This window comes from Mycobacterium sp., assembly GCF_032159765.1.
In the GTDB taxonomy this organism is placed as follows: Bacteria; Actinomycetota; Actinomycetes; order Mycobacteriales; family Mycobacteriaceae; genus Mycobacterium.
The window spans coordinates 27,410-51,060 of the sequence record NZ_JAVHWM010000149.1; the positions used below are offsets into that span (position 1 = coordinate 27,410).

General features: G+C 65.9%; 23 protein-coding genes. 11 read left to right on the forward strand and 12 right to left on the reverse strand.

Features of this window, described 5'->3' with window-relative positions:
* The first annotated feature begins 30 nt into the window (after positions 1-30).
* A complete protein-coding gene (locus QOH60_RS18050; RefSeq protein WP_526422850.1) occupies positions 31-354 on the forward strand; it encodes a hypothetical protein in 324 nt (107 codons plus the stop codon).
* Positions 339-1,304 (forward strand): WXG100 family type VII secretion target, encoded by a 966-nt coding sequence (locus QOH60_RS18055; protein ID WP_526422852.1) that lies wholly within the window; start codon positions 339-341, stop codon positions 1,302-1,304. The genes QOH60_RS18050 and QOH60_RS18055 overlap by 16 nt, the downstream gene beginning before the upstream one ends.
* Here QOH60_RS18055 and QOH60_RS18060 read toward each other — a convergent pair.
* Genes QOH60_RS18060 through tkt form a run of 7 tightly spaced genes read right to left on the reverse strand, consistent with a single transcriptional unit; the run spans position 1,291 to position 9,456 of the window.
* Positions 1,291-2,595: a cytochrome P450 family protein gene (locus QOH60_RS18060; RefSeq protein WP_526422854.1), complete on the reverse strand. Its 1,305-nt coding sequence runs from the start codon at positions 2,593-2,595 to the stop codon at positions 1,291-1,293. The two genes, QOH60_RS18055 and QOH60_RS18060, sit on opposite strands and share 14 nt — an antisense overlap.
* A 2-nt stretch (positions 2,596-2,597) precedes the next feature.
* On the reverse strand, positions 2,598-2,942 hold the full coding sequence (locus tag QOH60_RS18065) for an ATPase (protein ID WP_526422856.1): 345 nt from the start codon (positions 2,940-2,942) through the stop codon (positions 2,598-2,600).
* Positions 2,943-3,001: 59 nt separating this feature from the next.
* Complete coding sequence (pgl, locus tag QOH60_RS18070; protein ID WP_526422858.1) at positions 3,002-3,742, reverse strand: 6-phosphogluconolactonase; 741 nt, start codon at positions 3,740-3,742, stop codon at positions 3,002-3,004.
* On the reverse strand, positions 3,739-4,650 hold the full coding sequence (gene opcA / locus QOH60_RS18075; RefSeq protein WP_526422860.1) for a glucose-6-phosphate dehydrogenase assembly protein OpcA: 912 nt from the start codon (positions 4,648-4,650) through the stop codon (positions 3,739-3,741). Before opcA ends, pgl begins: the two co-directional genes overlap by 4 nt.
* 28 nt (positions 4,651-4,678) lie before the next feature.
* Positions 4,679-6,226: a glucose-6-phosphate dehydrogenase gene (gene zwf, locus QOH60_RS18080; protein ID WP_526422862.1), complete on the reverse strand. Its 1,548-nt coding sequence runs from the start codon at positions 6,224-6,226 to the stop codon at positions 4,679-4,681.
* A gap of 5 nt (positions 6,227-6,231) precedes the next feature.
* Complete coding sequence (gene tal / locus QOH60_RS18085; protein ID WP_526422864.1) at positions 6,232-7,350, reverse strand: transaldolase; 1,119 nt, start codon at positions 7,348-7,350, stop codon at positions 6,232-6,234.
* Positions 7,351-7,365: 15 nt separating this feature from the next.
* The gene (tkt, locus tag QOH60_RS18090; RefSeq protein WP_526422866.1) at positions 7,366-9,456 is read right to left on the reverse strand and encodes a transketolase; all 2,091 of its coding nucleotides are present in this window, start codon (positions 9,454-9,456) and stop codon (positions 7,366-7,368) included.
* Positions 9,457-9,718: 262 nt separating this feature from the next.
* On the opposite strand from tkt, the gene QOH60_RS18095 reads away from it, so the two are divergent.
* A complete protein-coding gene (locus tag QOH60_RS18095) occupies positions 9,719-10,648 on the forward strand; it encodes a heme o synthase (RefSeq protein ID WP_526422868.1) in 930 nt (309 codons plus the stop codon).
* A gap of 211 nt (positions 10,649-10,859) precedes the next feature.
* Here the strand turns inward: QOH60_RS18095 and QOH60_RS18100 are convergent, their stop codons facing one another.
* Entirely contained in the window at positions 10,860-11,834 is a 975-nt protein-coding gene (locus QOH60_RS18100) for a quinone oxidoreductase family protein (RefSeq protein WP_526422870.1), read from the reverse strand.
* A 19-nt stretch (positions 11,835-11,853) separates the two neighbouring features.
* Here QOH60_RS18100 and QOH60_RS18105 point away from each other — a divergent pair, with 19 nt between their 5' ends.
* Complete coding sequence (locus QOH60_RS18105; protein WP_526422872.1) at positions 11,854-12,798, forward strand: ATP-grasp domain-containing protein; 945 nt, start codon at positions 11,854-11,856, stop codon at positions 12,796-12,798.
* Here the strand turns inward: QOH60_RS18105 and QOH60_RS18110 are convergent.
* Positions 12,748-13,683, reverse strand: a complete 936-nt coding sequence (locus tag QOH60_RS18110; protein WP_526422896.1) for a COX15/CtaA family protein — start codon at positions 13,681-13,683, stop codon at positions 12,748-12,750. The two genes, QOH60_RS18105 and QOH60_RS18110, sit on opposite strands and share 51 nt — an antisense overlap.
* 121 nt (positions 13,684-13,804) lie before the next feature.
* Here QOH60_RS18110 and QOH60_RS18115 point away from each other — a divergent pair, with 121 nt between their 5' ends.
* Positions 13,805-14,212 (forward strand): hypothetical protein, encoded by a 408-nt coding sequence (locus QOH60_RS18115; RefSeq protein WP_526422874.1) that lies wholly within the window; start codon positions 13,805-13,807, stop codon positions 14,210-14,212.
* A gap of 3 nt (positions 14,213-14,215) precedes the next feature.
* Positions 14,216-14,659, forward strand: a complete 444-nt coding sequence (locus QOH60_RS18120) for an NUDIX domain-containing protein (RefSeq protein ID WP_526422876.1) — start codon at positions 14,216-14,218, stop codon at positions 14,657-14,659.
* 9 nt (positions 14,660-14,668) lie between these two features.
* On the opposite strand, the gene QOH60_RS18125 is transcribed toward QOH60_RS18120, so the two are convergent.
* The 3 genes from QOH60_RS18125 to mptB are packed head-to-tail and all read right to left on the reverse strand — an operon-like array spanning position 14,669 to position 18,143.
* Positions 14,669-15,445 (reverse strand): ABC transporter permease, encoded by a 777-nt coding sequence (locus QOH60_RS18125; protein WP_526422878.1) that lies wholly within the window; start codon positions 15,443-15,445, stop codon positions 14,669-14,671.
* Entirely contained in the window at positions 15,442-16,347 is a 906-nt protein-coding gene (locus QOH60_RS18130) for an ABC transporter ATP-binding protein (protein WP_526422898.1), read from the reverse strand. The genes QOH60_RS18125 and QOH60_RS18130 overlap by 4 nt, the downstream gene beginning before the upstream one ends.
* Before the next feature lie 20 nt (positions 16,348-16,367).
* A complete protein-coding gene (gene mptB, locus QOH60_RS18135) occupies positions 16,368-18,143 on the reverse strand; it encodes a polyprenol phosphomannose-dependent alpha 1,6 mannosyltransferase MptB (RefSeq protein ID WP_526422880.1) in 1,776 nt (591 codons plus the stop codon).
* Positions 18,144-18,193: 50 nt separating this feature from the next.
* Here mptB and QOH60_RS18140 point away from each other — a divergent pair, with 50 nt between their 5' ends.
* Genes QOH60_RS18140 through QOH60_RS18160 form a run of 5 tightly spaced genes read left to right on the forward strand, consistent with a single transcriptional unit; the run spans position 18,194 to position 23,611 of the window.
* Positions 18,194-18,958 carry a helix-turn-helix transcriptional regulator gene (locus QOH60_RS18140; RefSeq protein WP_526422882.1) on the forward strand — a complete coding sequence of 255 codons (765 nt, stop codon included), beginning with the start codon at positions 18,194-18,196 and terminating at the stop codon, positions 18,956-18,958.
* Complete coding sequence (gene sufB / locus QOH60_RS18145; RefSeq protein WP_526422884.1) at positions 18,955-20,406, forward strand: Fe-S cluster assembly protein SufB; 1,452 nt, start codon at positions 18,955-18,957, stop codon at positions 20,404-20,406. Before QOH60_RS18140 ends, sufB begins: the two co-directional genes overlap by 4 nt.
* Complete coding sequence (gene sufD, locus QOH60_RS18150; RefSeq protein ID WP_526422886.1) at positions 20,407-21,597, forward strand: Fe-S cluster assembly protein SufD; 1,191 nt, start codon at positions 20,407-20,409, stop codon at positions 21,595-21,597.
* Positions 21,594-22,364 (forward strand): Fe-S cluster assembly ATPase SufC, encoded by a 771-nt coding sequence (gene sufC / locus QOH60_RS18155; RefSeq protein ID WP_526422888.1) that lies wholly within the window; start codon positions 21,594-21,596, stop codon positions 22,362-22,364. Before sufD ends, sufC begins: the two co-directional genes overlap by 4 nt.
* A 2-nt stretch (positions 22,365-22,366) precedes the next feature.
* Entirely contained in the window at positions 22,367-23,611 is a 1,245-nt protein-coding gene (locus QOH60_RS18160; protein WP_526422890.1) for a cysteine desulfurase, read from the forward strand.
* The last annotated feature ends 40 nt before the right edge of the window (positions 23,612-23,651 follow it).

The window sequence follows — 23,651 nt, forward strand, 5'->3', positions numbered from 1 at the left end:
CGGCCGGGCAGCGTGCAGCGTCGCACTGACATGAGCCATGTGTTCCTGTCGCCTGGAGCCGGCGACGACGCGGCGGCGATGTGCGAGCGCGCCGCCGCAGAGCTGAGCGCACACGCGCGTGCCGTCTCGAGGATGGCCGACGGCGCGCACGACGGCTGGCTGGGCGATTGCGAAGAGGGCCGCGGATGGGCCCAGCTGCTTCTGGAGAAGTCGGTCGGCGCCAACTCGCTGCGCTGGCTGCTGGAAAGGCATGCCGCCAATCTGGCTGAGATCGCCAGCCAGTTTCGGTGCACCACAGAGCCATACGGCGCAACAGATGAGAACGTGATCGGAGGACAATGGACGACACCGTGACTGCCGACGCCTGGTCAGCGGCGAACTGGTCGTATGCCGCGGTGATGGACATGCAAGCAAGGCTCGACCCGGTCCGGATGACCCGGTACGCCGACGACTGGCAGCGCGCGATCGACCGCATCGAAGAAGTGCTGGGCGAGCTGAAACAGCGTGTGGGGGCGCAACTGCACACATCATGGCGAGGGGACGGCGCGGACGCCTCGGCGAAAGCGTTGCAGCGTTACCTGGACGGGTCGCTGGCCGGGCTCGCGGCGTGCCGGTCGGTGGCCGAGAGGTTGTCGGAGCTCTCGAGCGCCGCAGGCGATTTGCGTGCCGCGAGTGGCGGATTCGCTGCAGATGCGCTCGACGATGCCCTTGCCCAGGTTCGGCAGCGATACAGCGGCCCCGCCGTGGCCGCAGGCAATTCGGTCGAGGACATCCCCGCCCCGCCCGACCCGTTCACCAGGCCCGACCGCAGCCCGACGAGTGCGCTCCCGGTCGTCGCGCCACTACAGCCGCCGTCCGCGGCGCAGCCGATGGGCTCGACGCTGTCGCCGCCGGCCGTCCCGGCGCCAAACCCTGCGGCGCACACACCGAACCCCGCGGTGCACGCAGCGAACCCCGCGTGGCACGCAGCGAACCCCGCGTGGCATACGCCAAACGCCGTGTGGCACACGCCAACTCACACGACAGCGATCCCGGGTGGACCGCCGCTGAGTCCTGATCCGCCGGCGATCGCGCCTGGTCCACCAGCGCAGGGGGTACCGGGCAGTGCCGGGCCGCCGGTCACTGCGCCGCGAGGGCTGGCGCCGCCGCCGTTCGCGTCCTACTTTCCTGGCATGTACCCGGGCCATATGGGTAGGGACAGCGGTAGCGAGCACCGGATCCCGTCATATCTGGTCTCGGCGGGCAACACCAGTGAACTGATCGGTGAGTTGCCGTTGGTCGCACCGCCGGTCATCGGCGAGTGACATAGGAGAGCAGACACGGGTCGCCTGCCCGCGCCACTCCGCCGATCTGCGCCGGCACCGGGCGCGGGTGCCCGGACCACAGAGGCGTCACGTGATAGCGGTCGAACAGGAACGTCACCGCCGCCGTCATCGCGGCCAGCGAGAACGGCTGCGCGGGGCACGAGTGCTTGCCGTGCCCGAATGCAGTCACCAGATACGGCGAACCGAACGACTGGCTGTCGCGGGGCCGATGGCCCGTCCAGCGATCGGGGTCCCAGCGCGCCAGATCAGGCGTCACCGACGTATTCAGCAGCGGCAGCAGCGTCGCGACCATCCAACCCGACGGCACCTCGTACTGCGCGTCGCCGACGTCGAGGCAGACCGGGGACAATACGGCGCGCGTCATGATCGACCGCTGCGCCATGCGTGTCGACTCGAGTGCGCACCTGCGGACGAAGTCGTCATCACCGGCCAGGATCTGTGGAAGGCACGACGGATTCTCGCAGACGTCCACCACCGCCCACCCCATCGCGGCGGCGAGGTTGGACATCGACGCGATGTGGATCAGCGCCACATCGAATCCGATGCCGCGAAGCCGCGCCGGCTCCGACGCCTCATCGGACCAGGCCTGCAGGATCCTGTCGAAAAGGCCGCTGCCGTAGGGTTTTGCGGCGGCGGGGCTGACGATGTCGACGACCTCCTCCAGCGCGGCCCGCTCTGCGCGCTTCCCTGACGCAGCGACCGCAGCCATGGCGTCGGGATGAACGAACGCCTCTGCGCCGTCGAGGATGTCGAACGCGCGCACGAGGCGGTCGAACGCCTCGCCTGTCGCTGATCCGGGGCCAGCCCATGACGCCAGGCCCATTCGGTGCGCGAGCCGGCGAGACAGGTCGAACACATCCACAGTGCCCTGATCGCCGAGTTCAGCCGCGGTCTGAGTCAAGGCGTCGTCGAGGTTGGTGAGGTAGCTCGCGACGTCGTCGCGACGGAAAAGCGAACCGGGCAGGACGCGCCGGCCGTCGAAGATCTCGTCGGGCAGCTTGCGGCGCAGCATTAAGAAGTCGGCGATTCCCTTGCTGGCCTGCTCTTCGGGCAGTGCGTAGAACGACTCGACGCCGACGGGGGAGAACGTGAAGAGGTAGTGGTCAGCGCCGCTGCTCACCACGAACGTGTCGCCATGACGGGCGCGCGCGTCGGCGATTGCTGCGACGGCGTCGCCGACCGCGACGTCCCACGGGAGTCCTGTGCCTACGGCGAGCGGAGCCGCATCGGCGGGGACCACGTTGTTCGGAGCCGCGTCGTCGGCGACCATCGTTAGAGGTGAGTGCGTCGGCGAATTGTGTTGACCACCTGGCGAACCGCGGTCTCCGTCACCGCCAGCGGTGCGACCACGGCCTCGCCGATCTCAACGATCCGTTCGACGCGGTCGACGATGCCCTCGAGCCGGCCGAGTGTGTCGTTGAGATGGGTCAGGCTGCTGTTGAACGTGGCCAAGGAACCATCCAGACCTGCGATCGACTTGTCGAGGGCGGACAACGAAGTGGTCAGGTTGTTCAGCACCGTGTCCACCTGCTCGACCGTGAGATCCGCATTGAGCGCAGCTTGAGCCAGGGTTTTGATGCGGCCCCGGCCCGTTCGCGGTGTGCCCTTGTCTGCCATGCGGGTCATTATGACCCCTGGCGCGATTTTTCCCGTCGCTTTGCTCGCCTGGCGAATGCCTATTGAAGCTTGCTTGCCGCGGCCTCGTCGAGCAGCCACACGGTGGCTTCCCGGCCGACGGCACCCGCGGCGGGCACGTCGTCGGGGTCAGCGCCGTTGACCGCCGCGGCCACGGCATCGGCCTTTCCGTCGCCGGAGCAGATCAGCCACACTTCGCGGGACCGCTGAATTGCAGGGAGCGTCAACGTGATTCGGCGGGGCGGCGGTTTGGGCGAGTCCTCGACGGCCAGCACCAGCCGCTCACGCTCGCGCACCGCTTCGGTATGCGGGAAGAGCGAGTTGATGTGCCCCTCGGGGCCCATCCCGAGCAGGTGGACATCGAAATTCGGCGCGGGTTCGCCAGACTCGGCGACGGCCGCGAGCTCCTTCGCGTACCCGGCGGCCGCCGCGGCGATGTCGTTGCCGAATTCGCCGTCGCTGGGCGCCATCGTGTGCACATTGCCTGCCGGGATGTCGATCCGGTCGAGCAGCGCGTCCCTCGCCTGCTTCTCGTTTCGTTCGTCGTCATCGGCGGGAACGAACCGGTCGTCGCCCCAGTACAAGTGCACCTTCGACCAGTCGATCCGGTCGTGATGGTCACCGATATGGGTGAGCAATCCGATGCCGGTGCCGCCGCCGGTCAGCACGATGTCGGCCCGATCGCGTGCCTGGATCGCCGACACGATCGCCCCGGCGAGTCGATCGCCGGCGGCGGCCACCAGTGCGGAGGTGTCGGGATAGGTCTCGATCGACGTGGTCATACGTATTGCACCTTGTCGATACCGCGCAGCGCTTCCGCATAGATGTCGTCGGCATCAAGTCTGCGCATATCTTCGGCGAGACACTCGCGAGTTTCCCTGCGCGGCAAAGGAAGCAGCGAGTCCGGCTTTGCCGTCCGGCTCAGCGTCGCGGTGGAACCGGTCTGCGGCCTGCTCAGCGTGATGGTCTCGGACGACCGGACCAGCTCCACCTTCAGGTCTCCCACGGCCCGTTTGACCGGTGCGTCGATGCGGCTGGCGAGCCACCCCGCGAGGACATCGAGCGCGGGTTCGGTCGCCAGACCCGACACCACTGCAGACGTCACCGGCTCGTGCGGCGCCTGGTCGAGTGCCGTGGTCAACAACGCCCGCCAATAGGTGATCCGACTCCACGCCAGGTCTGTGTCGCCGGGTGTGTAACCGGCCAGCCTGCCCTTGATCGACGCCAGCGGGTCTTCGTCGCCCGTTGCGTCGGTGAGACGACGGAGGGCGAGCTTGCCCAGCCGGTCTTCGGACGGCACCGCGGGCGCGTGGCCCGGCCACCACATCACCACCGGGGTGTCGGGCAGCAGGAACGGCAGGACGACGCTGTCGGAATGCGCGGCCAGCGGACCCGAGATACGCAACACCACAATCTCACCGGCTCCCGCGTCGCCGCCCACCCGCAGCTGACCGTCCAGGCGCGCGTCGTCGGCATCGGGGTCGACGGGCAGTACCACGATGACTCGGCACGGGTGCTCGTGGCTGGCGGCCACCGCAGCCTCGATCGAAGTGTCGACGTCCTCTTCATTATCCGCCGAGACCACCAGGGTCAGGACGCGGCTGAGGGTGATCGCGCCGCCCTCCTCGCGCATCTTGGTGATGCGCTTGTTCAGATCGTTCGTAGTGGTGTTAGGGAGGTCGACAATCATGATCTTCTCTTCTTCGCGCAAGCGCTCATCAGGGCCGCCGCCATTCCCGGCCGGTCCGCTGCATCATCTGCACCGCGGACTCCGGGCCCCACGTTCCGGACTCGTACGGATCAGGACGGCCGTGGGACGCCCAGTACTCCAGCACGGGATCGAGTACCTGCCAGGACAATTCGACCTCCTGGTTGACGGGGAACAGTGACGGCTCCCCGAGCAACACGTCCAGGATCAGTCGCTCGTAGGCCTCCGGTGACTCTTCGGCAAACGCCGAGCCGTACGAGAAGTCCATGTTGACGTCGCGTACTTCCATTGCGGAGCCCGGAACCTTCGAGCCGAAGCGCAGTGTGATGCCCTCGTCGGGCTGCACTCTGATGACGAGCGCATTCTCGCCCAGTTCCTCGGTCATCGTTTTGTCGAACGGCAAATGCGGCGCACGCTTGAACACCAGTGCTATCTCGGTGACCCTGCGGGCCAACCGCTTTCCCGTTCTCAGATAGAACGGCACACCCGCCCAGCGCCGGTTGTCGATCTCCAGCGTGATCGCGGCGAACGTCTCTGTGGTGGAGTCCTTGGAAAACCCCTCCTCGTCGAGGAGCCCGACAACCTTCTCGCCGCCTTGCCATCCCGCGGCGTACTGCCCGCGTGACGTGGTTTCGGATATCGGCTCGATCAACCGAACCGCCGAAAGCACCTTGACCTTCTCGTCTCTGAGCTCGTGCGCATCGAAGGTGATCGGCTCTTCGAGCGCGGTGAGCGCCAGAAGCTGCATCAGGTGGTTCTGTATGACGTCGCGCGCCGCGCCGATGCCGTCGTAATAGCCTGCGCGGCCGCCTAACCCGATGTCCTCGGCCATCGTGATTTGCACGTGGTCGACGTAGCGGGAATTCCAGATCGGCTCGAACAGCTCGTTGGCGAAGCGAAGGGCGAGGACGTTCTGGACGGTCTCCTTACCGAGATAGTGGTCGATGCGGAACACCGACTCCTCAGGGAACACGCTGTTGACCACCTCGTTGAGGTCGCGGGCGCTCTGCAGATCGTGACCGAAGGGTTTCTCGATCACCACCCGGCTCCAGCTACCCTCCTGATGGCGCGCCAGACCCGACTTACACAGCTGGTCGCACACAACGGGGAAGGCGTTTGGCGGAATGGCCAGGTAGAACGCATGATTGCCGCCGGTGGCGCGCTCGGCGTCCAGCTTGTCCAGAGTCTCGGCGAGGCGCCCGAACGCCTTCTCGTCATCGAATGTGCCCTGCACGAACCGGATTCCCTCATCCAGTCGGTCCCAGACCTCTTGGCGGAACGGCGTGCGGGAATGTGCCTGCACGGAGTCATGAACGATGCGGCTGAAGTCCTCGTGATTCCAGTCCCGCCGGGCGAAACCGACGATTGCGAAATTCGGTGGAAGCAGGCCCCGGTTTGCCAGGTCGTAGATAGCCGGCATCACCTTCTTGTTCGCGAGGTCTCCCGTGACCCCGAAAATCACCAGTGCGCATGGGCCCGCGATGTGCGGCAGACGTTTGTCGCGCTTGTCGCGCAACGGGTTACGCCAAGCCGTCCCCGGTGTGGAATTGGCTGCCATCGCCGCTACTTCTTGGCGGCGTCGAGCTGGTCCTTGGTCTCGTCGAGCAACTCCTGCCACGACTTCTCGAACTTCTCGACACCCTCCTTCTCGAGCACGAGGAACACGTCGCGCAGATCGATTCCGACGGCATCGAGCTTGTCGAAGACCTCCTGAGCTTCCGCTGCGCGGCCGGTGACAGTGTCCCCGGTGATCTCGCCGTGATCGGCGACCGCATCGATCGTCTTCTCCGGCATGGTGTTCACGGTGTTGGGTGCGACGAGTTCGGTGACGTAAAGGGTGTCGGAGTAGTCCGGGTTCTTCACGCCCGTGGACGCCCACAACGGCCGCTGCACCCGGGCGCCGTCTGCTGCCAGCGCTGCGAAACGCTCACCGTCGACGAACACCTCTTCGTACGCGCCGTAGGCCAGGCGGGCGTTGGCCACCCCGGCCTGCCCGCGCAGGGCGAGCGCCTCGTCGCTGCCGATCTTCTCCAGTCGCTTGTCGATCTCGGTATCGACACGAGAGACGAAAAACGAAGCGACGGAATGAATCTTGGAGATATCGTGGCCGGCCTTCTTCGCGGCTTCGAGCCCGGCGAGGTAGGCATCCATGACGGCGCGGTGACGCTCGACCGAGAAGATCAACGTGACGTTGACCGAGATGCCCTCGGCGAGCACGGCGGTGATCGCCGGAATGCCCTCGTCCATGGCCGGGATCTTGATGAACAGATTCGGCCTGTCGACGATCTTCCACAGCTCGATCGCCTGCTTGACGGTCTTCTCCTCATCGTGAGCCAGGCGCGGGTCGACCTCAATGGAGACCCGCCCGTCGACACCGTCGGAGGCTTCCCACTGCGGCCGCAGTACGTCGCACGCGTCGCGCACGTCGTCGGTGGTGACCGTGCGGACCGTTGCATCGACGTCGGCGCCGCGCTCGGCCAACTCCTTGATCTGATCGTCGTAGGCGTCGCCCTTGGAGAGCGCGCTCTGGAAGATCGACGGGTTGGTTGTCACGCCGACGACGCACTTGGTGTCAATCAGTTCCTGCAGGTTGCCCGTGCGGAGCCGCTCGCGGGACAGGTCGTCCAGCCAGACGGACACTCCTGCGGCCGAAAGCGCGGCAAGGTTGGGATTTTGAGCCATTTTTCGCAAACCTTTCTAGTTGTCCAGTGATCGTTCCGCGGCAGCGACGACGGCTTCTGGGGTGAACCCGAACTCGCGGAACAATGTCTTGGCGTCGGCGGATTCGCCGTAGTGCTCGATCGAGACGATCTCACCGGTGTCGCCGACGAGCTTGTACCAGCTCTGCGCGACCCCGGCTTCCACGGCCACCCGTGCCGAGACCGTCGGAGGCAGCACCGAGTCGCGGTACTCGACCGGCTGTGATTCGAACCACTCCACGCACGGCATGGAAACCACGCTGGCTTGGACTCCTTTGTCCGCCAATATCTTCTGGGCCTCGACGGCCAGCTGGAGCTCCGAGCCGGTACCGATCAGGATCACGTCGGGCTCTTCGTCCGGATGACCGCCGAGCACGTATCCGCCGCGGGACACTCCCTCGGCGCTGGTGCCTTCCAGGACCGGAATCCCCTGGCGTGTAAGGATCATCGCGACCGGCCCGCTGGTGGCGCCGCGGCGCATGACCGTGTGCCACGCGTACGTGGTCTCGTTCGGGTCGCCGGGCCGAACGACGTTCAGGTGCGGGATGGCCCGCAGTGCCGCAAGGTGTTCGATCGGCTGGTGGGTGGGTCCGTCCTCGCCCAGGCCGATCGAGTCGTGCGTCCAGACGTAGATCGTGTCGATATCCATCAACGCCGCCAACCGCACCGCCGGGCGCATGTAGTCGGAGAACTGCAGGAACGTTCCGCCGTATGCCCTCGTCGGCCCGTGCAGGACTATTCCGGACAGAATCGCGCCCATCGCGTGCTCGCGGATCCCGAAGTGCAGGGTGCGGCCGTACCAGTCGGCCGTGTAATCCTTCGTCGAGATCGAGGGCGGCCCAAAGGATTTGACGCCCTTCATCGTCGTGTTGTTGCTGCCCGCCAGATCCGCGGAACCCCCCCAGAGTTCAGGCAGCGTCTGTCCCAGCGCCGAGAGCACCTCTCCGGACGCGGCGCGGGTGGCCAGCGGCTTGTCTCCGGGGTCCCAGCTCGGCAGCTCGGCGTCCCAGCCGTCGGGCAGTTCCTGTGCGAGCAACCGGTCCAGCAGGGCCTTGCGTTCCGGCTCGCGCTGCGCCCACGCGTCGAACTCGGGCTGCCACTTCTCGTGCGCCTCCCGGCCGCGGTCCACCAGCTTGCGCGTGTGGGCGATCACGTCGTCGCGGACCTCGAAGTTCTTCTTCGGGTCGAATCCGAGGATCTCCTTGACCTTGGCGACTTCTTCGTCGCCCAGGGCCGAACCGTGTGCCTTGCCGGTGTTCATCAGATCTGGAGCCGGGTAGCCGATGATCGTCCGGATCGCGATGAACGACGGCTTGTCGGTGACGGCCTTCGCGGCCTCAATCGCCTCCCGGATCCCGACGACGTTCTCGCCGCCCTCGACGATCTGCACGTGCCAGCCGTACGCCTCATAGCGGGCGGGCGTGTCCTCCGACAGCGCGATCTTGGTGTCGTCCTCGATCGAGATGTGGTTGTTGTCGTAGAAGACGATCAGGTTCCCGAGCTGCTGCGTGCCCGCCAGCGACGACGCCTCGCTGGTCACGCCCTCTTCCATGTCGCCGTCGGAGGCGATCGAATAGATGTAGTGGTCGAACGGGCTGGTGCCTGGCGCAGCGTCGGGGTCGAACAGGCCGCGTTCGTATCGAGCGGCCATCGCCATACCCACCGCCGAGGCCAATCCCTGGCCGAGCGGCCCGGTGGTGATCTCGACGCCGTCGGTGTGCCGGAACTCGGGATGGCCCGGGGTCTTGGAGCCCCACGTCCTCAGCGACTCGATGTCGGACAGCTCGAGCCCGAAGCCGCCGAGGTAGAGCTGCAAGTACAGCGTCAGGCTGCTGTGACCGCACGACAGCACGAAGCGGTCCCGACCCAGCCAGTGGATATCGCTGGGATCGTGGCGCATCGCGTGCTGGAACAGCGTGTACGCCAACGGAGCCAGGCTCATGGCGGTGCCTGGGTGGCCGTTGCCCACCTTTTGGACGGCATCCGCTGCGAGCACCCTGACCGTATCGACCGCCGCGGAATCCAGATCCGTCCAGTCGTCGGGATGGTTCGGGCGGGTGAGGGTGGAGATGTCTTCAACCGCGGTCACAAACGTGCTCCTCACGTCGGCATACGAGCCCGGCCACAACTACAACGTCAACCCTAATCCGCGACGCTGCAGATGGTCGATTGAACATTTGTCATCGGTAAGCATTGCCGGATATCGCCTTCGGCAACCGGCATCCCGACTATTGCTCTTCGCGCAAGTGCTCATCGGGCCTGTGAATGCGCACCTGACTGGTTGGGTTACGGGCTGTGCGGTCTACCATCCTCTGTAGTAGATGTCGCCCGCTATCGCCGAGGAGTCCCGCGTGAGCATTCGCGAGCGGGTCCGCCTGTCTGAGTCGGGCCGCTTCCGTACCGCTCTTCTGGGCTATCTCGGATTGACCAAACCGCGGGTGATCGAGCTCTTGCTGGTCACTGCCATCCCGGCGATGCTGCTGGCCGATCGGGGTCGGGTGGATCCGCTGCTGATCGTGAACACCCTGATCGGGGGCATGCTCGCCGCCGCGGGAGCCAACACGCTGAACTGCGTCGCCGACGCCGACATCGACAAAGTGATGAAGCGCACGGCCCGTCGGCCCTTGGCCCGCGACGTGGTGCCGACCCGTCACGCGCTGATATTCGGCGTGGCGCTGTCGGTGGCGTCGTTCTTCTGGCTGTGGTGGACAGCCAACCTGCTCTCGGGGCTTCTCGCGGTCGCCACGATCGTGTTCTACCTGTTCGTGTACACCCTGCTGCTGAAACGGCGCACGTCGCAAAACGTGGTCTGGGGCGGCGCGGCCGGATGCATGCCGGTGATGATCGGCTGGTCGGCGGTCACGGGGACCATCGCGTGGCCCGCGTTGGCGATGTTCGCGATCATCTTCTTCTGGACACCACCGCATACCTGGGCACTGGCGTGGCGCTACAAGGAGGACTACCAGGCCGCGGGTGTGCCGATGCTGCCAGCCGTGGCCACAGAACGTCAGGTGACCCGCCAGATCCTCGTCTACACCTGGTTGACCGTCGCGGCGACGCTGGTGCTGGGTTTGGTGGCGGGCTGGCTGTACGTCGCGGTGGCGGTGCTGGCCGGCGTGTGGTTCCTGACGATGGCGCATCAGCTGTACGCGGGTGTGCGCCGGGGAGAGCCGGTCAAGCCGCTGCGACTTTTCCTGCAGTCCAACAACTATCTGGCGGTCGTCTTCTGCGCGCTGGCCGTCGACTCCGCCCTCGCGCTGCCGACCCTGCTAGGGCACTAACCTCGCGCCTTTCCGCGAGCGTGCGTGTCTGCGGCCGACACGCCGATAAATGACGGGAGAATCCGCACGCTCGCAACCAGACCGAGCATGCCGTGGCGCGCTAGTCAGAGGTTGTTGCCGGCGCTGACGAGAGTGCGTGAAATCGCCAAATCGCGCGGCGTGTCGCCAGCAGACACGCACGCTCGCGGCGATGGTGAGGCTGCCGACCCTGCTAGGGCAATAAGACGATCGACCCGGTGGTCTTGCGTCCCTCGAGGTCTTTGTGCGCACGCGCGGCGTCGGCGAGCGGGTAGGTCTCGCTGACAGTGACGGTAATCGTTCCTGCGGCGATCGCATCCAGTAATTCCCCTGCGCGCCAAGCGAACTCGTCAGGCGTGCGAGTGTAGTGCATCAAAGTGGGGCGGGTGAGGAACACCGATCCAGCCTTATTGAGCCGTTGAGGGTCCACGGGTGGCACGGGACCGCTGGCCGCTCCGAACAGCGCGAGTGTGCCGCGGACGGCCAGGCTGGCGAGACTGGCGTCGAACGTGGTCTTGCCGACACCGTCGTAGACAGCGGCGACGCCAATGCCGTCGGTCAATTCCCGAATCCGGTTGCCGAACTCCTCCGGGTCGTCGGGGTAGTCGAGTACCTCGACCGCGCCTGCCTCTCGGGACAGGGCAGCCTTTTCGGGCGTCGACACCGTCGTGATCACACCGACCGCCATGCTGGTGGCCCACTGGGTGAGGATCAGCCCCACGCCGCCCGCTCCCGCGTGCACCAGCACCGCGTCGCCCTGCTGGACCGGATAGACGGACTTGAGGAGGTAGTGGGCCGTCATCCCTTTCAGCAACGCTGAAGCAACCACGCCGGGTTGCACGCCATCAGGCACAAACGCGACGAAATCGGCTGGCGCGAGGCAATATTCGGCATACGCGCCCGTGGCCGCAGCGGTCACCACGTGGTCGCCGACGTTCAATGCCGCGACACCGTCACCCACCGCGGCTACCGTGCCGGCAACCTCGGTGCCGAGAACGAACGGGACCTCGCGCGGATAGGTTCCTGACCGGAAGTACGTGTCGATGAAGTTGACGCCGATCGCCTCGGCCTTGATGAGCACCTCGCCGGGCCCGGGGGCAAGATCGGGTTGCTCGACATAGCGCATGACCTCGGGACCGCCGTGTTCGGCCACTTCAATTGCGTGCATCTGACTATCATCCCCGGCAATGAAGCTCGCGCGGCCTGACATCTTTCATCCCCGCATCGTCTTCGCCGGCTGCCCACAGATGGTGTCGGGCGACGGAGACGACGCCGGCCTGGTGGCGGCGCTGCGTAACCGTGGGCTGCATGCCCGGTGGATGTCCTGGGACGACCCCGACACGCTGCGCGCGGACTTGGTGATTCTCCGGGCGACGTGGGACTACACCGAGCGGATCGACGAGTTCCTGGAGTGGACGACCAGAGTGCCCCATCTGCTGAACGCTCCTGAGGTGGTCGCGTGGAACTCGGACAAGCGCTACCTGCTCGACCTCGCCCGCCGGGGAGTGCCGACGATCGACAGCGCGGTATTCGGGCCGCGCGAGCGGGTGCGGCTCCCGAAGGCCACCGAAATCGTCGTCAAGCCCGCGATAGGTGCGGGATCCGTCGGCGCGAGACGCTTCGGAGACCGCGCCGCCGCGCGCGACCATGCGGCGGAGCTTCAAGGACAAGGGCGCAGCGTGCTGGTGCAGCCATATGACGCGCGTGTCGACGAGACGGGGGAGACCGCGATGGTGTTTCTCGGCGGAAAGGCGTCGCACGCGTTCACGAAGGCGGCGATATTGCCACCCGGCGGCCGACAGGTCGCGTTGGACACGACTGGCGCGTATGCGCCAGAGAAACTCGCACCGGCCGAGCCCGACTTCGAAATATGGGATGTCGGATTCGCGGCCCTCGACGCGGCCGGGGCACAACTGAACGTCTCTGCGCGCGACTTCCTGTACGCCCGAGTCGACGTCATCGGTGGCATTGACGATCCTCGGTTGCTCGAGCTCGAGCTCATCGAACCGTCCCTGGGGTGGATGCAACTCGACGAGCGCACGCGCGACCTTCAGCAGCGGCAATTCACGCTCGCCCTGGAGTCAGCGCTGGACGGACTCGGGCTCGGTCCGTTCTCGCATCGACGCCCATAGCGCCGCGGTGGCCGCCGTGACGGCAGCCGCGCCCGCGACGTGGACGGCGACCAGCGCAGCGGGCACGCCGGTGAAGTACTGGATCGTGCCCACCGCACCCTGCGCACAGACCAGAATCACCAGCACGGCAAGGCGTTTCAGCACCGCCCGCGGCGCCGACACCGCGAGCAGCCCGAAGCCCAAGCCGACCACCAAAGCCAGATACCCGATCAACAGCGTCGAGTGTGTATGCACCAGCGTGGTGATCTGGACCTGCAGCCTCGGCACCGTGCGAGTGGGGCTGGTGTCGCCGGCATGCGGTCCGGCTGCTGTGACCAATGTCCCCGTGACAAGCACGGCGGCCAGCGCGACTGCGCAAAGAAACGCCAACCAGCGCAACGGTTTCGGCGCGACAAGGTGGGGAACACCATTGTCGGGTTCGCCGATCTTGACGTACAGCAGCACCGCCAGCCACACCATCGTCATCGACGCGAGCAGGTGCAAGGCAACCGTCCACCAGAGCAGGCCCGTGAGCACGGTGATGCCTCCGAGCACCGCCTGCACCACCGTCGATGCAGGCATCAGCCACGCGTAGATCTGAACCTCTGCCCGGCGCCGGGCACGCACAACGGCGAGCACCACCAAGGCCGCGGTGAGCACGACGAGGAACGTGATCATCCGGTTGCCGAATTCGACGGCCTGGTGGATGCGCGGCACCTCCGACACCGCGACCGGCGTGAAACTGCCGGGAAAGCACTGCGGCCATGTCGGGCAGCCAAGCCCGGACGCGGTGACGCGCACGATGGCGCCCGTAACCGCGATGCCACCCTGGGTGAGGATCACCGCGGCCGCGATGAGCCGCTGAGTGCGCATGCTGGGCAGTGGAAGCCGGTCGATCACTCGCATCACGAGGTGTCCGGCAGGCATCGCCCGATCGTAGAGGATGATGCACTACAGGCTGTAGTAGGCCAATTCCGCCACCTTGTGCCTGCATCACGAATACGGTCGAGGCGTCGAAGGAGGACACGTGGATCGCTTTATGGCGCGAATTTCGATGCCGGTGCCGCACGAATGGTTTGCAAAGGAGAGCCTGACGATCCTTGCCCCCGACGGTCAGGCGAACGTCATCGCTTCCAGCGAGCCATTGGACCCCAACATCGACACACAGCAGTACGCCGACGTTCAAGGGGATCTGCTTCGGCGCGAGTTCCCGTCCTACCGCGAACACAGCTTCGAACCGTTCCCTGCCTTCGGGCGGCAGGGGTGGATGCGGGTGTTCGAGTGGCAGCCGCCCGACGGCGTGCCGGTGACGCAGATGCAGGTCTATTACGTCGAAAACGGCCGTGGCTACACAGCCACGGCGACAACGCCGTCCACGCAGTTCGACCGTTTCGAGTGGGCGTTCAACATGGTGCTCAGCGACATAGCGATCTGATTGGTGGCCAGAACACCCACTCCCACTTGGAATTTCGCGCTTGTCGTTGTCCAGCTCGGCCAGCGTTTCCTTCTCGTGCATGAGCGCAAGCACGGCGAGACGTGGTATCTGCCGGCGGGACGAGTCGAACTAGGGGAGTCGTTCTTCGACGCCGCGCGACGAGAGACGCGCGAGGAAACCGGGATCGACGTCGTTCTGGAAGGGATCCTGCACATCGAACATCAGTGCGCGCCGGACTTCGCCCGGATGCGCGTCGTGTTCGTCGCGCGGCCTGCGGACGCAACTGCACCGCGCGCGGAGCCGAATGAGCATTCGCTGGAGGCGAAATGGTTCACGGCCGAGGAGATGGCAGAACTGCCGCTTCGGGCCGACGAGGCCTGCACGCTCGCGCGCGATCTTCTCGACGGCGCACCCGTCTACCCGCTATCCGTGCTCGTGACGTTGTGAGTCGTCACGTCAGGTGAACCTGAACCAGCGCAACGCGGCTAGCGCCGCCAGCACACCCCAGAGCGCGAGCACGCACAGCCCGAACCCGTCGACGGACAGCGTCATCGCCTGCGACAGCGCCTCGGTGAGCGCGCCCGACGGCGTCATTCGGGCCACCAACTCGGTGCCCCGAGGCACCAACCCGCCACCCAATGTCAGGGCGCCCAAGCCGGCGAAGACGAACCACATCAGGTTGGCCACCGCCAGTACGACCTCGGCCTTGAGCGTCCCGCCGAGAAGCAGGCCGAGTGCGGCGAAAGTTACTGTGCCTAGGGCAATCACCACAGCGCCCAGCAGCAAGCCGAGCAGAGACGGTCGCCAGCCGAGGCCGAACCCGATGCCGCCCAGGATGATTGCTTGCAGGAACACCACCGTGACAACCGCAAGCGATTTGCCCGCGATGATGCCCCACACAGGCAGCGGGGTAGCGCCTAGCCGTTTGAGGGCGCCATACCGTCGGTCGAACGCCACCGCGATCGCCTGGCCGGTGAACGCGGTCGATATCACTGCGAGCGCCATGATCGCGGGGACGAACACTTCTGCGCGGTGGGGGCCGAATGAGCCGAGTTGCAAAACGGTCAGCCCGATCAGCAGCGTGACCGGGATGAACAGCGTCAGCAGTAATTGCTCACCGTTGCGCAGCAGCAGCTTGAGTTCGAGGCTGTACTGCGCGGCGAGCATCCGGGCCACGGTGTTCGGTCGCGGGTCTGGGGTGAATGTGCCTGGGGCAAAACGGGTTTCGGTCATCGGACGTCTCTGCCGGTCAGTTCAAGGAACACATCTTCGAGGCTTCGCTGCTCGACGCGCATGTCGGTGGCGAGCACATCAAGCCGGGCGCACCAGGCCGTCACCGTCGCCAGCACTTGCGGATTGATCGCTCCTTCAACGAGATACTGCCCGGGCAGTATCTCTGTGGTCTTGTAGCCCTCGGGCAGCGCCGCCGACAGCAGCGAGAGGTCAAGCATGCGGGGTGCCGAGAATCGCAGCTGGTTCTCCGCACCGTTGCGCATGATCTCGGCCGGAGTGCCCGCGGCAACCGCGACCCCGCGGTCGATGATCACCAGCCTGTCGGCAAGTTCTTCGGCCTCTGCGAGTTGATGTGTCGTCAACACGACTGTCACCCCGTCGCGCCGTAGGCCATCGATGAGCTCCCACACCAGCAGGCGCGCATGGGCGTCCAGCCCAGCCGTCGGCTCGTCGAGGAACACCAATTCGGGACGGCCCACGAGCGCGCATGCCAGGGCAAGTCGCTGCTGCTGGCCGCCGGATAACCGTCGGTACGTGGTGCGCGCGACGTCGGTGAGCCCCAGCGTTTCCATCAGCCACGCGGGGTCGAGCGGGTTCGCTGCGTACGCCGCGACGAGGTGAAGCATCTCACCCGCCCGGGCCGCCGGGTATCCGCCGCCGCCCTGCAACATCACGCCGATGCGCTCACGCAGCCGCGCGTTGTCGGTGACCGGGTTCATACCGAGCACTTCGATGGTGCCCTGGTCGGGTCGGACGAATCCTTCGCACATTTCCACCGTGGTGGTCTTGCCGGCACCGTTCGGTCCCAACAGCGCGAACACCTCGGCGTCGTGAACTTCCAGATCGAGGCCAGAGACGGCGGTGACAGGCCCATAGATCTTCGACACCCCGCGCAGTCGCACGGGGGCGGGTCTGGCCGAACTCACGGAGACTCAGCGTATGCGCCGGGCCGCGGAGTCGTTGTCGGCCCCGGCTGCGACTCCTTCGTCTCCAGCGACGGCTGCTGACCGGCCTCCCGGTCCTCTGCGTCTCCCGGCGGCGCGTCATCGTCCGGAGGTTCGTCCTCGTCAATCGCGACGGGATGCGGAACGCTGCGCCATGGCAGCATCGACGAGGTGATCAGGGCCAGAATCCCCACCGTGACCACGCTGGCCACCGTCGCGTCGATGATCTGAAACAGGGCGAACCTGTCGCCGTTGGCGGTCGGCCCGCAGATGCCAATGACCAGTGACACGACGATCGTCGCGGTGCGGAAGCGGGGCCTGGTGGCCCACGCCGCCAGCGGAATGATGGCCCAGAGCAGGTACCAGGGTTGCACCACAGGGAACAGCAGGACGGTCGCGCCGAGCGCCACTCCCAGACCCCCGACGGGGTGCAACCGTCCTCGCAGGACCGCAATGAGCAACCAGGACACCACGATCGCGATGGTCGCAATGCCTATCGCACGTGTCAGGGACAGCACCGCCGTGGTGTGATCGCCCAGGCCCAGCAGGATGCCGACTTGGCCGGTGGCAAGCGCCAGCAGAGTCGACGGCGATATCCAGCTGCGCACGACGTTGGCCGTTCCCAGTGTGTGGATCCAGCCCAGGCCAAGCCCGCTGGCCCAGCCGATCGTCACGATCACGGCCGCACCGATCGGAATCAGCAACCCGGACGCAGCGATGAGTCCCTTCAGGCGTCCGCCCCAGCGTCGGGCCAGGGCCATCGTCACGAACCCCAGCGCCAACAACGACGGCAGCTTGACCTGCGATGACAGCGCGATGAGCACCGCACCGAATATCAGCGCGCCGAGCGGTGACCAGGCTCGCCAGTCCCCTCGGTGCCGCGGCCAATGCAGCGGTCTTGGCAGCAGCGGCCGTGCCGAGTCGATTCCCCGCAACGCGAACTCGGTGCCGGTAAGCATCAGCCCCAGCATCAGCGCCTCGTTGTGGATGCCCGCAACCAGATGAAGGATGAGCAGTGGGTTGAGGGCGCCCAGCCACATGGCGCTGACCTCGGCGACCCCGCAACGATGGGCGAGCCGCGGTGTCGCCCAGACGATGAGTGCGACGCCGATCAGCACCACGACGCGGTGGCACAGGACGGCGGCCACGATGTTCTGGCCCGTCAGTTCGGCGATGCCGCGGCCGATCCACAGGAAGAGGGGCCCGTAGGGGGCGGGAGTATCGCGCCACAGCGTCGGCACCGACGCGGTGAAGATGCTGTCGAGCCCCAAACCCTGAACCGGCCCAACCAGATACGGGTCGAGGCCGCGTCGCGAAATCTCGCTCTGCGCGAGGTAGGAGTAGATGTCTTTGCTGTACATCGGCGGAGCGATGAGCAGGGGAAGGATCCAGAGCAATAACGTCCGGTCGAGCTGGCTGCGCGACATCCGACGGTCCCCGATAGCGAAGCGGCCGAGCATCAGCCAGGCCAGGGCCATCATCACGGCACCAACGGTCGTCATCGTCAGCGAGACGGTCGGGAGTCGCGACGGCAGGCTCAGCAACCGCACGCCCAGCAACGGGTCTTGAACCACCGGGCGCGCCCCGGCTCCGAGCGAACCGATTGCCATCAGCGTGGTTCCGGTGCCGCCGAACAGCCGGGTCCGCCGCAGCCGCGCTACCTCGGCCTCGTTCAGCGGCGAGCCCACGGTCCGCTCATCCCCGTGCCAACGGGCGATCGACGCGCTCACGGAGCGCAGCCGGCGGGCTGCCATCTGAGCAGCGTAGCGGGCAATGAAGGTGATCAATCTCGCGGCGGGATAGGGTGCCCTTCCTGGACCGTGTGGGCGAATTCCGTCACAATGGTGTTGTGAAAATCAGCCAGGACGTCGACCGCCGGGGTGGCGAGCGCCATACCCGCGGCGAGATCGTGCGCCTGCTGCTGGAATCCGGACCGATCACCGCAGGTGACATTGGCGAGCGTCTGGGCATCTCCGCTGCGGGGGTGCGCAGGCATCTGGACGCGTTGCTCGAGGCCGGGGATGCCCTGGCCGCTCCGGCAGCGTCCTGGCAACAACACGGCCGCGGCCGGCCTGCCAAGCGCTACCGCCTGACGCCCGCTGGCCGGGCCAAGCTCGGCCACCGCTACGACGACCTGGCGGCCGCCGCAATGCGCCAACTCCGCGAGATCGGCGGTGACGAGGCCGTTCGCACGTTTGCGCGGCGCCGAATCGACACGATCCTCGCGGGAGTAACCGAAGGCCCCGACGATGTTGAAGCGACTGCGGACCGCGTTGCCGCGGCGCTGACGGAAGCGGGCTATGCGACCACTACGACGCCGGTGAAGGGGCAGGTTGACGGCATCGAGATCTGTCAGCACCACTGCCCGGTGTCCCACGTCGCCGAGGAGTTCCCGGAACTCTGCCAGACCGAGCGCGACGCGTTCGCGGAGGTGCTGGGCACACACGTGCAGCGGCTCGCGACCATCGTCAACGGCGACTGCGCCTGCACCACACACGTACCACTGACTCTCTCTGCGCCGCCCAGCCCGCGGCGCAGCACGACGAAACTCGAAGGAGCCTCGATATGACGGCCACGCCGGAGACATCGACACACAAGATTGGCGCGCCGCTCTCCCAGGAGGAGGCCATTGCCTCCATGGGTAATTACGGCTACGGCTGGGCCGACTCCGACGTCGCGGGCGCCAGCGCGAAGCGCGGGCTGTCCGACGCTGTCGTGCGCGACATCTCAGGCAAGAAGAACGAGCCGGAGTGGATGTTGCAGCAGCGGTTGAAGGCACTGAAGATCTTTGATCGCAAGCCGATGCCGAACTGGGGTTCAAATCTCGAGGGCATCGACTTCGACAACATCAAGTACTTCGTGCGCTCCAGCGAGAAGCAGGCGGCGACCTGGGATGACCTGCCCGCCGACATCAAGAACACCTACGACAGGCTCGGCATCCCCGAAGCGGAGAAGCAGCGTCTGGTGTCCGGTGTGGCCGCCCAATACGAGTCAGAGGTGGTCTACCACTCGATCCGGGAGGATCTGGAGAAGCTGGGCGTGCTCTTCCTGGATACCGATACCGCGTTGCGAGAGCAGCCTGAGATCTTCAAGAAGTACTTCGGCACCGTCATTCCGGCTGGGGATAATAAGTTCTCGGCGCTGAACACCGCTGTCTGGTCGGGCGGCTCATTCATCTACGTGCCGCCGGGCGTGCACGTCGACATCCCGCTGCAGGCCTACTTCCGGATCAACACCGAGAACATGGGCCAGTTCGAGCGGACGCTGATCATTGTCGACGAGGGCGCTTATGTGCACTACGTGGAGGGCTGTACTGCTCCGATTTACAAGTCGGACTCACTGCACTCTGCTGTCGTCGAGATCATCGTAAAGCCCGGTGGCCGTTGCCGTTACACCACCATTCAGAACTGGTCTAACAATGTCTACAACCTCGTCACCAAGCGTGCTCGCGCCGAGGCCGGTGCCACCATGGAGTGGATCGACGGCAACATCGGGTCGAAGGTCACGATGAAGTACCCGGCCGTGTGGATGACCGGCGAGCACGCCAAGGGCGAGGTGCTGTCAGTGGCGTTCGCCGGCGAGGGCCAGCACCAGGACACCGGCGCGAAAATGCTTCACCTGGCGCCGAATACGTCGAGCAACATCGTGTCCAAGTCGGTAGCGCGCGGCGGCGGCCGTACGTCGTACCGCGGCCTGGTCCAGATCAACAAGGGCGCGCACGGCAGCAGGTCCAGCGTCAAATGTGATGCGCTGCTGGTCGATACGGTAAGCCGCAGCGACACGTACCCCTATGTTGACATCCGCGAGGACGACGTCACGATGGGCCACGAGGCCACGGTGTCGAAGGTCAGCGCCGATCAGCTGTTCTACCTGATGAGCCGCGGCCTCACCGAGGACGAGGCGATGGCCATGGTGGTGCGCGGCTTCGTCGAGCCGATCGCCAAGGAACTGCCGATGGAGTACGCGCTGGAGCTCAATCGCCTGATCGAGCTGCAGATGGAAGGCGCGGTCGGTTAAGTGACGAATGTCAGTCAGGCAGTTGAGGGTTCAGCCCTGGCTGTCGCCAATAAGGGCGAGGTTTTCACGTCCTTCGACGTCGACGCCTTCGAGGTGCCGCACGGGCGCGACGAGATCTGGCGCTTCACCCCGCTGAAGCGGTTGCGCGGCCTGCACGATGGGTCCGCGCCGGCCACTGGCACGGCGCGCATCGAGGTCGATGAGCAACCTGGAGTGACGGTGGAGACTGCCCGACGCGGTGATGCGCGGCTCGGCCAGGGCGGCGCACCAGCCGACCGAGTTGCCGCACAGGCCTTCTCGTCGTTCAACTCGGCGACGGTGGTGACCGTCGAACGCGACACCGAGGTTGGTACGCCGATCCTAATCGCCATCACGGGTCCCGGCGAGGGCGCGGTGGCCTACGGGCACCTGCAGATCCGAGTCGAGGAACTTGCCAGGGCGATCATCGTCGTCGACCTGCGCGGCAGCGGAACCTACGCCGACAACGTCGAAATCATCGTCGGTGACTCGGCCGTGCTCGGCGTGATCTGGGTCGCGGACTGGGCCGACGATGCGGTGCACGTCAGCGCGCACCATGCGCGGCTGGGCAAGGATGCCGTGCTTGGGCATGTCAATGTCACGCTGGGCGGTGACGTCGTCCGGACCTCGACGATCCTTCGTTTCACCGGTCCCGGGGGCGACGCCAAACTGCTCGGCACATACTTCGCCGATGACGGCCAGCACTTCGAGTCGCGGCTGCTGGTCGACCACGCCTACCCAAACTGCCGGTCCGACGTGCTGTACAAGGGTGCACTGCAAGGTGATCCAGAGTCCGACAGACCGGACGCGCACACGGTGTGGGTCGGCGACGTGCTGATTCGCGCCGACGCGACCGGTACAGACACGTTCGAGGTGAACCGCAACCTTGTCCTCACCGACGGCGCCCGTGCCGATTCCGTGCCGAACCTCGAGATCGAGACGGGTGAGATCGTTCGCGCCGGGCACGCTAGTGCGACAGGACGTTTCGACGACGAACAATTGTTTTATTTGCAGGCACGCGGCATCCCGGAGGGTCAGGCCCGTCGGTTGCTGGTGCGCGCCTTTTTCGGTGAGATCATCGCGAAGATCGCGGTGCGTGCGGTGCGTGAGCGCCTCACCGAAGCCATTGAACGAGAACTAGAAATCACCGAATCGAGAACATCCACACCATGACCACACTGGAAGTCAAAGACCTTCATGTCTCGGTCACCTCGCCCGAAGAGGCCGAGGTGCCCATCCTCAAAGGCGTCGACCTGACGATCAATTCGGGCGAAACGCACGCGCTGATGGGGCCCAACGGCTCCGGCAAGTCGACGCTGTCCTACGCGATCGCGGGACACCCCAAGTACAACGTCACATCTGGTTCGATCACGCTCGACGGCCAGGACGTGCTCGCGATGAGCGTCGACGAACGCGCCCGCGCAGGCCTTTTCCTCGCGATGCAGTACCCCGTCGAGGTGCCCGGCGTGTCGACGTCGAATTTTCTACGCACGGCGGCCACCGCGGTCCGCGGCGAGGCACCGAAGCTGCGGCACTGGGTCAAGGAAGTCAAGTCCGCGATGGCAGACCTCGAGATCGACCCCGCATTCTCCGAACGCAGTGTCAACGAAGGGTTCTCGGGCGGCGAGAAGAAGCGCCACGAGATCTTGCAGCTCGATCTGCTGAAGCCGAAGATCGCGATTCTCGACGAAACCGACTCCGGTCTGGACGTAGACGCGCTGCGAGTGGTCAGCGAGGGAGTCAACCGGTACGCCGAGGAGACGCACGGCGGAATCCTGCTGATCACGCACTACACCCGCATCCTGCGCTACATCCAGGCGCAATTCGTGCATGTGTTCGTCGGCGGCCGGATCATCGAGTCGGGCGGCCCAGAGCTGGCCGACGAGCTCGACGCGAACGGATATGAGCGGTTCGCCGAGAAGGCCCCCGCGGAGGCGTAGCGATGACGGCGGTAACTCCACTCGACATCACGGCGATCAGGGCGGACTTCCCGATCCTCACGCGGGTGATGCGTGGCGGAAACCAGTTAGCGTATTTGGATTCCGGCGCGACGTCGCAACGACCGCTGCAGGTTCTCGACGCCGAACGTGAGTTCCTGACGACGTCGAACGGCGGCGTGCACCGGGGCGCGCATCAGCTGATGGAGGAGGCCACCGATGCCTACGAGCAGGGCCGTGCCGACATCGCGGCGTTCGTCGGCGCCGACGCCGATGAGCTGGTCTTCACCAAGAACGCCACCGAGTCGCTGAACCTGGTTTCGTATGCGTTGGGCGACGGCCGCTTCAACCGGGCCGTCGGGCCCGACGACGTCATCGTCACCACCGAGCTGGAACACCACGCGAACCTGATCCCCTGGCAGGAGTTGGCACGTCGCACCGGGGCGACGCTGCGCTGGTATGGAGTCACCGACGACGGGCGCATCGATCTGGACTCACTACAACTCGATGAACGCGTGAAAGTTGTTGCCTTCAGTCACCATTCGAATGTCACCGGGGCGTTGGCGCCGGTGGATGAACTCGTGGCACGTGCCCGTGCCGTCGGTGCCCTGACCGTGCTGGACGCGTGCCAGTCGGTGCCGCATCAGCCGGTTGACCTCCACGCACTCGACGTCGACTACGCTGCCTTCTCGGGCCATAAGATGCTGGGCCCCAACGGGATCGGCGTGCTGTACGGCCGCAACGAGTTGCTGAACGAGATGCCGCCGTTTATCACTGGCGGATCGATGATCGAGACGGTGACGATGGAGGCCACCACCTACGCGCCAGCACCCCAACGCTTCGAGGCGGGCACACCGATGACGTCGCAGGTCGTCGGCTTGGCCGCGGCAGCACGGTATCTCGGGGCGATCGGGATGAGCGCAGTCGAGGCGCATGAGCGCGAGTTGGTGGCTGCGGCGCTCGAGGGACTTGCCGGTGTGGACGGCGTTCGCATCATCGGTCCGACCAGCCTGGCCGACCGCGGTTCGCCGGTGTCGTTTGTGGTTGACGGGATTCATGCGCACGACGTGGGCCAGGTGCTCGACGACGACGGCGTGGCCGTGCGCGTCGGACATCACTGCGCGTGGCCTCTGCATCGGCGCTTCGGCATCGCCGCGACCGCGCGGGCGTCGTTCGCGGTGTACAACACGTTCGACGAGGTGGACCGGCTCGTGGGCGGAGTGCGCCGGGCAGTGGAGTTCTTTGCGTGAGGCTAGAACAGATCTACCAGGAAGTGATCCTCGATCACTA